The following is a 13,521-nucleotide window of genomic DNA, read 5'->3' as shown; positions in this document are numbered from 1 at the left end:
CCAGGTGATCAGCCGTAGATGCCGTTTCTTTTGATGGATTCTGCCACGGAAATGGCTTTTCCTTCAATGATCTTACCGTGGAGGCTGCGGATGGCCTTCAGGCCGTTTTCCCTGGACATTTCTACAAAGCCAAATCCACGGCTGTGGCCTGTGCTGCTTTCTAATGCAAGTTTAACAGACTGCAGGGGGCCGAAACGGGAGAAAAGATCCCGCAGATCTGCTTCCCGAACCGCGGTACTTAAATTGGAGATATAAATATTCATGGTAATTCAATTTTCCGGATGGCCACTGCAACAGGGCCACGTTCGCCGGGCTCCGTGTCAAATGCCACTTTATCATTCAGTTTCACAGGAACGGCCAATTGCGAACTGTGAAAGAATATTCTTTCCTGGAATTTATTTTCTGTAATAAACCCGAACCCTTTTTCTTCATTAAAAAACTGGACCGTGCCGGTATGGCTGCTATCACGTTCGTTGCCTTTTGGCGTAGAGATCGATATATCTTCCGAACGGACAACGATCTTTTTACGCGGGTCGGGAGGAGTGCTGCTGATGTTGCCGTTCTCGTCTACATAGGCCAGCATATCTTCAAGCTTCTTTCCTTTGGGGGTGTTTTCCCGCCGCTCTTCCATTTTTAGTTGTTTATCCTGGCGTTGCTTAAGTTTTTGTAATTGCCTGTTGCGCTTATTGAAAGTGTCTCTTGATTTGGACATAGACTGGTTTGGATTAGAAAAAAAGGTGCCCTTTAAGGACACCTTCTGAAAAATTTATCACCATTTATTGCGTGGAGCCCGGCTCTCTTTTTCCCGCGCTACGCTGATCGCAATTGCCCGGCCATCGAGTTCACGGCTGTTCAGTTCTGCCATCGCCTTATTAGCATCTTCATTGGAAGACATTTCCACGAATCCAAATCCACGGCTGCGGCCAGTTTCACGATCCGTAATAACTCTTGCGGATGTCACTTCTCCATACTGACTGAAAAGTTTCAGCAAATCATTCTCCTGAACCTGGTAACCGAGGTTCGATACATACATGTTCATAACAAACTTGTTTTGATAAATAAAAAGGTGTAACAAGAGAGCTAAGACAAGTGTAAAGAGGAGGAAAATAATTACGGGGGACGAGCGGGTAAAAATTATAACTGATCCTGACTATTTGCAGTAGAACTGTTGTTCACAAATGTAAAGATACTCATTTAACTGTTTGCCGGCTGTAATATTTTTCAAGGAAGGCCGCCTTTGAATCATGAAACGAGGCAACAGCACCTGTTTTGTACATCAGGTAGATACAGATCCAGGCGAGATCAACCTGGTGTGGCAGAAAGCCCGCCCTTGCACTACCCGGGTAAAGGTGATGATTGTTGTGCCATTCGCCTGTAAACAATCCCGGCCTCGTTTGGTTCACAGAAAGATTGGAACGGTCAAAATCAACACCATCAATATGCTTTTCCTTTCCATGCGCGTGCCCGGTGTAATTAAACGCCCGTACCAGCGCCATCCACAATATTGCGCCGCTGAACAGTGCGCAGGCAAGACCATGCCCGCCCAGCAGGTAAAACACCGTGTACCAGCCGATCCAGTTCATCAAAGTGGAAAGCAGGGTGTATGCGGGACTGGTGAGCGAGCCCCATTTTTTATATTGCGGGAAGCTGTTCAATCCAACGCCGGTATGGTTAAGCATGGCGGAGGCTTTCCGATGGTCTGTTTCAGAAAGTGTTTCAGATACGCGCTGATGATTGAATTCGGCCAGCATGCAATAAAGCAAACCACCCTTTGCATTGTATGGATCACCGGGCTTATCGGATTTCGCATGATGTACATGATGTGACACCACGTAAATCTCTTCAGGGAGCGTTTTAATTACCAGGTGCTGCATTATAAAGCGCGTTACCGGGTTGCTGAAACGAAAGGATTTATGCGTACAGTAACGGTGATACCATACCGTTCCATGGGTACCCATTACGATGAGGCTGTAAAACAGCATGGCGCCCAGGTACCACCACGAAAAATAATGAAACAGGAAGAAGTACAGGAAAGGCACCAGGCATAACATCATCAGCACAGACAATAAAGAGATCCAGTTCGTGCGTGATTTGAAGATATTTATCCTCGAAGCAGCTTCGTTGAAAAGTTTCCCCGCTGACGGTTGCTGTAAAGTTCCGGATATAGTTTCCCACCCATACGAAGGCGTATGGAGCAATTGATCAATAAAACCCATTGTAAATCTTAAAGATGAAGAATCGACCGGATAAAATAGAATGGAGCTACTTAGCAGGCGTATGGTGAAGTTAGTCTAAACCCATGAAGCAGGATGTTAACTCCTTGTTACGGTAGAAAGTTTTATGAGGGTATCGCAATCATAAAAGCTCAATTTCCTGACCAGTCAGCATAATTGATTTCAGCCCAAAGCAATTGCCTGTTCAGGTCTGCGACGTATTTCACGGTTTTGTCACCAACTCTCCTGTTTAGAAGGTAAATGTTTTCTGCTGTATTGAATGCAGCAGGAAAGTTCTTCAAATAACCATTGCCTGAAATATTAACCTGGGACAAATCTTTTGCCGTGTCAAATTTTTGGTCATAAATAAACCGGTGCAAAGTCGCGCTGTCAATTGCCAGGACTGCACCGGTAAGCCATTCCATATTGTCATAGGATTCGAGCACCCCGTACTTATCCGGAAATCAAATGAATGACTGCATCCCATGCCTGAACAGATCAGCACTGTCAATATCAATAACTGAAATACTTTCATCCGGCTATTTGCCGCCAAATTAATAAAGTGCCGCACAAGTTGCAATACACCGGGAGGTATCATTTTTCCAGAATGGACCAATTTGTAACACTGAGTGAAATGAGCCACCAGCCTGCGTTTCAGTTCCGTATGTGTACCAAATGTTTAATATACGGTTTATTAAATGGTTAATAGGACCGTTTATATGACCGTTTATATGACCGTTTATATGACCGTTTATAACCGGATATTTTATATGAAATGCTCCGGGTAAAAATCCCGTTGGTACCAAGGCCTGCCCTTGGCAGGATTACCGCAAGGACCCGAACTGCAGTGCGCCGGGTTGTAAAGCCGCGACCTGCGCTGCAATGATGGAGTAACTTTATACAAACGTTTATTTTTCCAAAATCCAGCCTGGTGGCTCATTTCACTCAGTGTTAAAAATTGCCGGATGTCAAAAAACCGAACCCATTCCAAACCCCAAACACCAAACCCCAAACCTATTCATGTACATCCTCCGTATCCTCTTCTTCCTCCAACTCATCTTCTTCCCTGCCCTTCCGGACCTTCACAACAGGATTCTCCGCATTGCCGGTAATCGTCATAGGAATGCCTATGATACCAAGAGGCGGCAGGCCAAGCCGAAAGCGCATATTAAGTTTGCCGTCGAGTGAAGTCTGTCCTTCCGCACGAAGGCGAAACCCGAACACTTTCATTTTTGTCCGTTCGATCGTGATGATATTATTTTTAACGGAAGACCGGATCACTACAGCCTTGAGGTTGGGATTATTGATACTGTCTTTTCCGGAAGCTTTGCCGACGGCACCGAATAATTTCAGTCCGTTTACTTTTACATCTTCCAGTTTTACTTCACCCTTACCGGCAAGGGAAGGGTAAACCGGTTCCATTTTATCGTTGAGCCGCCCGTTGATGGCATAATCCACAGAAACCACCCCTTCGGCATTCGCTGCTGAACTGGCCATTTCCCGGAAAAGCGGTACTTCGCGGTAAGCGCGTTTTACATCAAAGGAATCGGCTTTCAGCGTTACACCAAAGCCTGCCTTGTGCAAGTCAACAGGAGCATAATTGCCGGCCACTGATACCACCGCCCCTGCGATCCCTGCCCGGGCATCATTGAGTACCAGCTGGCCGTTCTGCAGGGTCACACTACCTGCAAAATCGTTCAGTTTTGAAGCGCCATAGATGATCTCTTTTATGGTGGCCTGGAGGGAAAGGTTAAGGTTCTTCGGCAACAACACCACCCCGCCGGGCGAAGAAGCACCTGTATTGGCCGAAGTTGCGGTATCGGCAAATACCATAAAATCGTTCACCACTACCCTTTCGGAAGCTATTTCCATTTTTCCGGTGAGCAGTTCGTCCTGCAGCCAGTAGGCAACCAGGTTCTGCGCATAACCATTCAATTTGAATTTATTTTCCTGGTATTGCAACACCGTGTTTTTCAGCCAGGCTTTGTCTTGTCTGAACTCCAAAGTCCCCTCCGGCACCAGGAAGGGATAGGGATAGTCGTCGCTCCGGAGTGACAGGTTTTCCATTTGCAGGGTGCCACTGTTTTTCAGGCGCTGATATCGTCCTGCTACCGCATCTGCCTGCGTGCCGCCCAGCGATAAATTGGTCCGGACCAGGCCGCTGACCGAATATCCCTTTATGGCGAACACCTGGTAGATCCTGCCAAGGTCCAGGGCACCGGTAGCAGTGAGCGCGTACCGCAAATCATTGAAATCAGACAGGCGGGCAGTGAGTGCAAAGGGCTGTTCTTCGAAAGTAAAGGATACCGGCTCCAGCACCACCATCAGGTCATCATACGATCCTTTATTGCTGTTCAGCTGTCCGTTTACCTGGATATCGCGAACAGGATGGGGATAATAGGGCGTTTGTACCAGACCGTTGGTCCATTGCAGTTTGCCCTGGGCGGCGGGAAACAATCTGCGACCGGCATCCAGGTGACCGTTGGCCTTGATATCAGCATGCAATTCGCCTCCGAAGGCATAACCCTGCAACGGAATGGCCTGTGTGATGGATTCAAGGGGAAGATCAGCTTTCAGGTCTGCATTGAGCTCGCTTTTGTCGAGTCCTGTTACCGACAGCCTGCCCTGTAAATGCCCTTTCCCGATAGCAGCCTGCAGGTTGCTGATATTGGCGGATATATCTTCCCACCTGCCCGTATTGACAGTGGAATTGATTTCAGCATGTACGTTTTCCAACGCCAAAGGCAGGTCTTTGTATTTGAAATAGCCGTTGCTGACCGTCGCCTGGAGCGTGTAGTTGGGAATAGCCAAAACAACAGTGTCAGGCCGGAAATTCTTTGGGTTCTGGCCTGTACGGTAAGTGCCGTCTGCCGTTGCCCTGAGATCCAGTTTTCCATTCAGTGCAGCAATGGTCATCCCCAGTGCCCGGTGCAGTAAACCAAGGTCAAGCTGGCTATTGATATTAGCTTTGACCTGTGGCGTGGTCAGACCCTTCCACTGCAGGCTGGTGCTGGTGGGTAACCCGTTCAGGGTGAAATTTATTGAATCAGCTGTCAGTGCCAGGCTGTCGGCATTGAGTCCGGGCAGCATAAGGTCAGCCCTGATGGCTACATCTTTTAACGGCACTGGTGCTTTGTTATGGTTGATACTGCCGTTGCGTACCCAAAGGCCAATGGCAAGATCCGGCGCTTCGTTTGTTGCAGCCCGGTAGGCACCGGTCAGGTCCACCGTCAGCCGGCTGGTGCCGTTGAATTGCGTATCCCTGAACCATTGTTCATAGTCGGGTGGCAATATAGAAAACACATTGCCGAAATCAGTAGTACCGGACACCACGTGAAGGTCGATGTCATAACCGTCTTTCAGGATCGCCATGGTACCTGAAAAATCGACCGGCAGCTGGTTGATGAGCAGTTTGTTTTGCTGAAACCGGAACCTGAGGGAAGAAGTGTTGATACTGGTAATCAGGTCAGCTTCCAGTTTCCGCCGGTTCAGGTAGTGTGTACCATTATAGGTAAAATCAAGTGCATCGGCATGAAACTTTGAGCGCAGGTCAAACTCGTTTTTTGCCAGGTCACCTTTTCCCTCGTAATCGAACCCCACTGCTTCGATCCGCATGGGCAGGGAGCGATCGTCATAAATCAGCTGGCAGTCGGACAATTGAATGCGTTCTATTTTCAGGCTGGTGTTGCTGGTCGTATCGGTGGTCGCAGGCGCTGCCTTTTCAGAAGAGCGGTAAATATTATAGTTTGCATTGCCCTTTTCATCGATACGGATATGAATGCGGGAATCATCGACAAAGAACTGGTCCACTACCAGCCCCCCGTGCAGCAAGGAAGCCAGGTTGATCCCGAAACTCAGGTCGTGGCCAGCCATCAGGGTATCTTTCGCAAAGGGTTCGGCCCCCAACAGGGAATAGTCATGCAGGGTGAGGGTCAGCGTTGGAAAATGCTGGAAGAAACTAAGGCGGGCTTTCGAAAAATTGAGCTCGCCTTTTATGCTCTGGTTGGTCCATTCCTTAATGCGGGCGGCAATGGTAACAGGAAACAGGATGGGCAATAAAAACAGGAGGCCAAGCACGGAGGCGGCGACAATGCCGGTGATCTTCAGAACCTTTACAACAGTCTTTTTCATTTCCGGGGCTGAATTTGAACAAGCCGCTTCAAAGGTAAGAAGGCGCAACCACTGTGGCCGGTTTTCCCCGGTCTACTTCCTGCCAAATAGCTCATCGATCTCTTTTTCGGTAAGGATGACAAATCCGTCGCAGCAACCGGGTCCCGATATCCCGGCGCAGGAAGCAGGAAATACTGGAGTTACTGGGTGGGCGACTATGACGCTGAAGTGCGGTCCAATTATAAAAAAGACCGCCTTCAACAGGCGGTCTGAAATAATATACACTAAGACTGTTGTCGCTTACTGCAGTGAGAATTTTGCAACAAATTCGCCTTCTGTGATCGTGCGGCTGCCAGGATTCGCCACATTCTGGTAGATAGTTCCCGAGAACGTTCCCTTTACGGTTTCACTGTTGATTTCCGTGATGGTAACATGCATTTCTTCAGGATTCTCCACGTAAAAAGACGCATTGGACCAGATAGTGGTTTCATTGGAATTCATGAGATCGGCAGCCCAGCCGAGTGAATTGGCACTGCCGTTAACGGCTGCTTCTGAAGTAAAACTTTCACCGCTGTGGAAATCATTCATGTCACTCCAAAGGTTGATCGTGAAGGTCTCTTTTGTACCGTTCACACCAACGATAGAAAGATTGTAGCCTTCACCTAACTGGGTCTTCATGGCGTGCGCCTGGGAGAAGGACTTAGACTCGCCGTTGAATTTAGCAGTCATATGAGGCTCATTCTTTGGGCCGTCATCGCCCTTTTTACAAGCAATCATGGAAACGGACAAAACAAGGGACAAGGTAATTGCGGAAAATGCTTTCAGCATAAAATTGGGATTTGGTTTATTTATAAAAAAGGTCAAAAAAATAATGGCCATTTTTTATCTGCCGTGCAATATAGTAATGATTGTCTGCTAACGAAATAATCACACAGATATTCTCCCATTGGCGTGCACCAGCTTCCCACTGCCGGTAAAAACAAACTTTCTTCAGTCAATAATGCAATATTTTGATTTCTCTATTGGCGATAACGGCTACGGTATCCCACAGAATATTATCGGAAAAATCTTTCAGCCCTTCTTTACCACCAAGCCCACCGGCCAGGGAACGGGACCGGGATTGTGCCTGAGCTAAGACATTGTTACCAGGGGGCATGGCGGTGAGCTCAAGTATCCTCAAGGGAATATGTTCGCTGCAACCGGACGCTGCTGTATCAAAAGCGCACATAATTTACCGGAACTGTAGGCCAGACGGCTGATTATCAGAACCAAAAACAATGGTATCGCATTTGTAAGTTTTACCTATCAAAGAAGCCTACCATGTTCAGGAACTACTTTTTAACCGCCGTAAGGAACCTGTTGCACCACAAAACCTACTCCGTTATCAATATTGCCGGACTAAGTTTCGGCCTGGCATGTGTCTTATGCATTCTGCTCTACGTAAACGACGAGGTCAGTTACGATCGGTTTCACCATCATACAGAACAGATCTATCGCATCGACAAAACAGTCAGCAAGGAAGATGGGCGCGTTTCGACCGGCAGCTATACCGGGTATTTTCCTGGTCCCCGGTTTGCTGCAAAGATCCCTGACATCCAACAGTTCGTCCGATTTCAGACAACCTATGCCGATATTAAAAACGGCAGTGAGATCCAGTCACAAACGGTGAGCATTGCCGATGCAAATTTCTTCACCGTATTCAACTTCCCATTGCTGCACGGCAGCGCGGCAACAGCGCTTTCCCGGCCGAATTCAGTGGTCATCACAGAGGATGTCGCCAAAAAATTCTTCGGCAGTACCGATGTAACCGGCAATACTATTTCTATAAAAGGACAGGAAGGCTTTACTCCCTATGAAGTAACAGCCGTTGCCAGAAATTGTCCGCAAAACTCATCCATCCGGTTTGAGATCGTCATGCCTTTACAGGTGTCTGCTGCTGACGAAAACAAAAATGAGAACTGGTTCAATTCCTTTCTAACCACGTTCGTGGTGTTGTCTCCGGGTGCAGAATTGGCAGCTGTCAACCAGAAAATGAACAGGGTGTTTGAAGCGGATGCCAATGAATCGATCAGCCTGATCAGATCCAGGTATGGCATACAGGATATTGGTATTTCCTATGTTCTCGAACCGCTTGCCGACATCCATCTTGGAAAGATGGTGTCTTCGGAAAATGAGAGCCTGTTTAACAAAAGCAACCCCACTTATTCCTGGATACTTTCTGCAGTTGCTGTATTTATATTACTGATCGCCTGCATCAATTTTGTAAACCTCAGCGTTGCCCGCTCCTCGAAACGCGCTAAAGAAATAGGCATCCGGAAACTAATGGGTGGCTCTCCGCAGCAATTGATGATCCGGTTTATGGGAGAATCATTTATCCTTTGTATTGCCGCCTTCGCCCTGGCGCTGGTGATCGTTTCTGCATTCCTGCCGGTCTTCAACCAGTTGACCAGCAAGGCACTTTCTCTCAGTTACCTGTTGCAGTTGAAATCACTGGCATCCTGTGCTGGGATTTTAGTCATTACAGGACTGCTGGCAGGCTTTTATCCGGCACTTGTATTATCCGCTTACCAGCCGGTAAAGACAATCTACAACAGGGTTCAGGCCGGTGGCGGCAATTACCTGCAGAAGGCCCTGGTCGTTGTCCAGTTTTCCCTGGCAACATTTCTGATTGCGGGAACGCTTGCCATTTTTCTTCAGGCTAATTTTCTTACGACACAAAAGTTAGGGTATGACGACAGCGACCTGATTACGGTCAACAAAGCAGGATTAAGCCGAAAAGACGCGGCTTTGTTCAAACAATTGCTGCTGGAGCAGCCAGGTGTGGCCGGTGTTGCCTTCAAGAACCAGGACTTTTCCGGCAATACCGTCAAAGTAAATGGTGAAACGAATATCAATGTTATAGTGGAAACGCCGGATGAGGGCTATCTTCCATTGCTTAAGGCACCGATATTATCGGGACGTAATTTCTCAGCAGCATTTGCGTCCGATCCGGTGAACGCAGCACTGGTAAATGAAACTTTCGTAAAGGAAGCCGGGTGGAAAGAACCCCTGGGTCAAAAGATAGAAAGCATTGATGGCGGTCGGTCTTACTTCGTGGTAGGCGTGGTGAAGGACTATCATTTTAAGCCGATGACTGAAAAGGTGACGCCGCAGCTTTTCACCATGAATCCGAACAACGACTACGGGACAGCCTATATCAAAATAAAACCTGGCACTGCATCCGCAAGTTTGCTTTGCGTATCGAAGACTTTCAGCAAATTGTTTCCGCTGGACCCTTTTGTATACAGTTTTAAACAGGAACAAAATGAAAACAGCTATGCCGCCGAGCGTCGCTGGAAAAAAATGATACTGGCTTCCGCGATGCTCACTATATTCATTTCCTGTATAGGTTTATTCGGATTGTCGGTATTGTCCGCGGAAAGAAGAACAAAAGAGATTGGCGTCCGCAAAGTGCTGGGTGCTTCTGCCGGCAATATATTAGCTTTATTGTCAACGGGCTTTCTGAAACTGGTATTTATTTCTTTGCTGATTGCCCTTCCCGCTTCGTGGCTGGCAACTAACCAGTGGCTGCAGCATTACCCTTACCGGATAACGTTGAGCTGGTGGCTGTTTGGGGCTTCCGGATTACTGGTGACGGGCATTGCCCTGGCAACGGTAAGTTTCCATTCTTTGAGGGCCGCAATGGCCAACCCCGTTAAAAGTCTGCGAACAGAGTAAAAAAAATCTATTGCCTTATCAGCGGGGGCGTTGCTCACCTTCGTAGCCCTGGCGAAGAAGGGAGCTGCTTTTCCGAAAACGGTCAATTCATAAAACCGAGTGAAATGAGCCACCAGACTGCGTTTCACAAACGTATACGTTTGTATACTGTTATTGCACGAAGGCAGACCGGGAAATTGCTTTCTCATAGTAGCCTCTTATGAGAATGGTAATAAATCGCTTCAGATAGACGTCGTTCAGGAAAGTATTGGACCAGTTATCGAAGCGCTGGCATTGAACGCCCAGGTAAAAATAATACAGGCATATTCCCAGCAAAGGAATGAGCCGCCTTTCTTCGCTGCTGATCTTGCTGATGGATTCATAACCGCAGTAAAATGCTTCAATTTTATCATTTCTCGCTGCCTCTTCCTTTCCAGTGCTGTGCAACTGCATTATATAATAGGCAAGGTCCAGACACAACCAGCCATTGCCACAGAAATCAAAGTCAAAAAGCGTGATTTCATTGTCATCGGAGATATTCAGGTTGTCGAACCAGATATCCAAATGCACGATCCCGTGGCGCAGCATGTTTTTGTCAGCATTCAGCAACTCCGTCTCCAACAGCGGCCGGGTTGCCAGCAAAAACTGCATCTCTTCTGATTCTTCCGGAAGGAACTGCCGGATTCTGTCCAGTGAATGGTGCAGGAGCACTTCAGGCGTATAGGTGATACGGTCCTGTTTCAGTCCCTCAGTAACGCTATGTACACGGGCCATCAGCATGCCTGCATTATAGTGTGCATCCCGGGAAAAGCTGAGAAGCTTTTTACCATTCGCATAGGTAAACAGTACAGCATATCGCATCCCCTCTGGTGCATTAATAGTCTGGATGAAAATACCGTCGTTGCCGGCAACGGGGTATGAAACCGAAACCCCGTTGCGTTGCAGCAACAATAGCAGATCCAGTTCTTCATTTATTTCAGTTTGCGTCCGCCAATTGTAGCTATAGATCCTGAAAACAAAAGACGCATTATCACCGTCAATGCGATAAGTGGCATTGATCCCTGTTTTCAGTAAACGGCAACGGGCGTTCTGAATAAACGAATATTGCCCGGATACAAATTCCACTATTGCAGCCGGCGACACAATCGAACTGATAACGGTAAATGCAGTCATATTTTTTCAGATGAAAAAGCCCGCAGAACAAATTGTCCAACGGGCTTGTCAAGGTCGGGTATAGTGGAGTTGGGGGGAGTCGAACCCCCGTCCAAACATATCCTCCAAACGCTTTCTACATGTTTATTTGATTATTATTTGTCGGGAAAGAACAGGAAACCAACAAACCGATTCTTTCCTTAGCTGGATGGTCTTAGGCAACGGTCACAGCCTTTCGTTGCAGCAGCCTGTATTTGCTTTTTAGTCGGCGGCGGAGCATGGTAACAGACCAACCTGCTCAAGCGGCCCTAATGACTACTTAATCACTGATTAGGCAGCCATGGCATACTGAGTATTGCCATTTGAAGTTTGAATATTCAGATTAAAGTGCTAATTATCCAACGCACTACATGCTTACACGTTCAAAGATCTACGCTGTCGAAGCCAGTACAACCCCATAAAAAGCGGATTGCAAATATACTAAAAATGCTAGTTTCACCGCATGAAACAGCAAGACTATCTCCTGTTCTACCGGAATTTTCACCAAACCTTATCTACACAAAAGAGCGCATTAACGCGCCGGAAGAACCAGGTTGCTGTCGTTCGCCTGCTGATCGTTGGCATCTCTGCCGCTATTATATATTTCACCTGGCCCCTGCCCTGGTATGCCCTGCTCCTGTTACTGGTCATCGCTATCGGAAGCTTTCTTTTCCTGGTTACCAGAACACTCAACCTTCAGCAACAGATCGACCTTCTCACCCAGCAGATCGATACCTGTTCCGAAGAACTGACTATTGCCCAGCACCAGTTCCATCACCGTTTCGACGGAAAATCCCTTCAGCCTCATCAACACGACTATGCCGGCGATCTTGACCTGTTCGGTCCGGCTTCCCTTTACCAGTATCTGCAACGGTGCCCGTCAGAACCCGGCCGCCAGGTCTTTGCAGACTGGTTGCTGGCGCCTGCAACCGCACCGGTTATCGCCTTGCGCCAGGAAGCCGCCGGAGAACTTGCCAGACAACCGGAATACAGCATTCTGCTACAGGCAACGGGACAATTATCACACTTGCAATGGGACACCGCTATCCAGCTGCAGAAATGGCTGTCAGAGCCGGCAGTTTTTCGTCAAAAATTCTGGAAGCTCCTCGCCATTGTCTTCCCCATCATCAGCGTGGGATCCTTGTTCGCCTACTGGTATGATCTGCTCAATGCACCCAGATTTTATTTTCTTATACTGATCTATATAATCGTCGCCTTCGCCATCACCAGGAAGGTTATCCCGGCCTACAAATCGTTGAACAAGGTCGTACCGCAGCTCTCGACGCTCAGCGCGATGCTGAAAGCCATCGAATCCGGAAATTTTACCGCCAGCTATCTCACCACCTTACAACAAAGGCTGGTCACAAGCAACCACGCAACAACTAAACCTATAAACCCTAAACACCTAAACAACACATCCGCCTCTTCGCAGATCAGACTGCTGCACGCGATTCTCGACCGCTTCGACTACCGCCTCAATCCGCTCGTCTTCCTCCCGCTGAACGTATTCCTGTTGTGGGACCTTCAGCAGATCCTGCGGCTGGAAAAATGGAAACAACTGGAAAAAGATGCGATACCCGACTGGTTCCGGGTGATCGGTGAAACTGAAGCGATCAACAGTATCGGCCGGGCCACGTTGAATCATCCCGGCTGGCATTTCCCGGAGATCACGGAAAAGCCCGGTACATTCCAGTCTACCGGCCTTGGCCACCCGCTGATCCCTGAAAAGAAAAGAGTAACGAGCGATTACGCTACTTCGGGTCGTCCTGCCGTATCACTGATCACGGGAAGCAATATGGCCGGGAAGAGCACTTTCCTGCGGAGCATCGGCGTCAACCAGGTGCTGGCTATGGCTGGCGCGCCTGCCTGTGCTGCACACCTGACGGTCTCGCCCATGCGCATCATGAGCAGCATGCGCATCGCCGACAATCTCGAAGAGAATGCCTCTACTTTTTATGCAGAACTGAGTAAACTGAAAACGATCATTGAAGCCGTGAACCGGCAGGAACCTGTCTTTTTCCTGCTGGATGAGATCCTGCGCGGCACCAATTCACACGACCGCCAGGCAGGTTCCAGGGCGCTGGTGTTACAGCTCATCCGCCACCATGGCGCAGGCCTGCTGGCCACCCATGACCTCAGCCTTACAGAACTGGCTAAAGACCACCCTGATACTATCCGCAACTATCATTTTGATGTAAGCGTCGAAGGCGAAGAACTCTACTTCGATTACAAACTGAAAGACGGCATCTGCACGAGTATGAACGCCAGCATCCTTATGAAGAAGATCGGTATCGAACTCGAATAGAAACAG

General features: G+C 48.2%; 11 protein-coding genes and 1 other RNA gene. 3 read left to right on the top strand and 9 right to left on the bottom strand.

The features are described 5' to 3' along the window. Positions 1 to 8: 8 nt before the first annotated feature. The 7 genes from FPE01S_RS11260 to FPE01S_RS11230 form a co-directional block, all read right to left on the bottom strand. Complete coding sequence (locus FPE01S_RS11260) at positions 9 to 263, bottom strand: RNA recognition motif domain-containing protein (RefSeq protein ID WP_046369104.1); 255 nt, start codon at positions 261 to 263, stop codon at positions 9 to 11. Then, positions 260 to 712, bottom strand: coding sequence for a cold-shock protein (locus FPE01S_RS11255; protein ID WP_046369103.1), 453 nt, complete (start codon positions 710 to 712; stop codon positions 260 to 262). Before FPE01S_RS11255 ends, FPE01S_RS11260 begins: the two co-directional genes overlap by 4 nt. Before the next feature lie 57 nt (positions 713 to 769). Further along, positions 770 to 1,039 (bottom strand): RNA-binding regulator, encoded by a 270-nt coding sequence (gene rbp / locus FPE01S_RS11250; protein ID WP_046369102.1) that lies wholly within the window; start codon positions 1,037 to 1,039, stop codon positions 770 to 772. Positions 1,040 to 1,190: 151 nt separating this feature from the next. Next, positions 1,191 to 2,216 carry a fatty acid desaturase gene (locus FPE01S_RS11245; RefSeq protein ID WP_046369101.1) on the bottom strand — a complete coding sequence of 342 codons (1,026 nt, stop codon included), beginning with the start codon at positions 2,214 to 2,216 and terminating at the stop codon, positions 1,191 to 1,193. 149 nt (positions 2,217 to 2,365) lie between these two features. Then, positions 2,366 to 2,638 carry a hypothetical protein gene (locus tag FPE01S_RS11240; protein WP_157473995.1) on the bottom strand — a complete coding sequence of 91 codons (273 nt, stop codon included), beginning with the start codon at positions 2,636 to 2,638 and terminating at the stop codon, positions 2,366 to 2,368. Positions 2,639 to 3,227: 589 nt separating this feature from the next. Beyond that, on the bottom strand, positions 3,228 to 6,344 hold the full coding sequence (locus tag FPE01S_RS24860; RefSeq protein WP_052955717.1) for an AsmA family protein: 3,117 nt from the start codon (positions 6,342 to 6,344) through the stop codon (positions 3,228 to 3,230). Positions 6,345 to 6,623: 279 nt separating this feature from the next. Further along, positions 6,624 to 7,151: a hypothetical protein gene (locus FPE01S_RS11230; protein ID WP_157473994.1), complete on the bottom strand. Its 528-nt coding sequence runs from the start codon at positions 7,149 to 7,151 to the stop codon at positions 6,624 to 6,626. Positions 7,152 to 7,323: 172 nt separating this feature from the next. On the opposite strand from FPE01S_RS11230, the gene FPE01S_RS25885 reads away from it, so the two are divergent. Next, positions 7,324 to 7,458 carry an ATP-binding protein gene (locus FPE01S_RS25885; RefSeq protein ID WP_157473993.1) on the top strand — a complete coding sequence of 45 codons (135 nt, stop codon included), beginning with the start codon at positions 7,324 to 7,326 and terminating at the stop codon, positions 7,456 to 7,458. Positions 7,459 to 7,643: 185 nt separating this feature from the next. After that, positions 7,644 to 10,040: an ABC transporter permease gene (locus FPE01S_RS11225; protein ID WP_046369098.1), complete on the top strand. Its 2,397-nt coding sequence runs from the start codon at positions 7,644 to 7,646 to the stop codon at positions 10,038 to 10,040. A gap of 150 nt (positions 10,041 to 10,190) precedes the next feature. Here the strand turns inward: FPE01S_RS11225 and FPE01S_RS11220 are convergent, their stop codons facing one another. Together FPE01S_RS11220 and ssrA are read right to left on the bottom strand one after the other, a co-directional pair. Beyond that, positions 10,191 to 11,192 carry a phosphotransferase enzyme family protein gene (locus FPE01S_RS11220; RefSeq protein ID WP_046369097.1) on the bottom strand — a complete coding sequence of 334 codons (1,002 nt, stop codon included), beginning with the start codon at positions 11,190 to 11,192 and terminating at the stop codon, positions 10,191 to 10,193. A gap of 61 nt (positions 11,193 to 11,253) precedes the next feature. Then, positions 11,254 to 11,628, bottom strand: a transfer-messenger RNA (tmRNA) gene (ssrA, locus tag FPE01S_RS25455). Positions 11,629 to 11,673: 45 nt separating this feature from the next. Between ssrA and FPE01S_RS11215 the strand changes: the two genes are divergently transcribed. Then, a complete protein-coding gene (locus FPE01S_RS11215; RefSeq protein ID WP_046369096.1) occupies positions 11,674 to 13,515 on the top strand; it encodes a MutS-related protein in 1,842 nt (613 codons plus the stop codon). Positions 13,516 to 13,521 lie beyond the last annotated feature (6 nt).

This window comes from Flavihumibacter petaseus NBRC 106054 (genome assembly GCF_000974785.1).
Taxonomy (GTDB): Bacteria; Bacteroidota; Bacteroidia; order Chitinophagales; family Chitinophagaceae; genus Flavihumibacter; species Flavihumibacter petaseus.
This window is presented reverse-complemented; position numbering and strand designations above follow the sequence as displayed.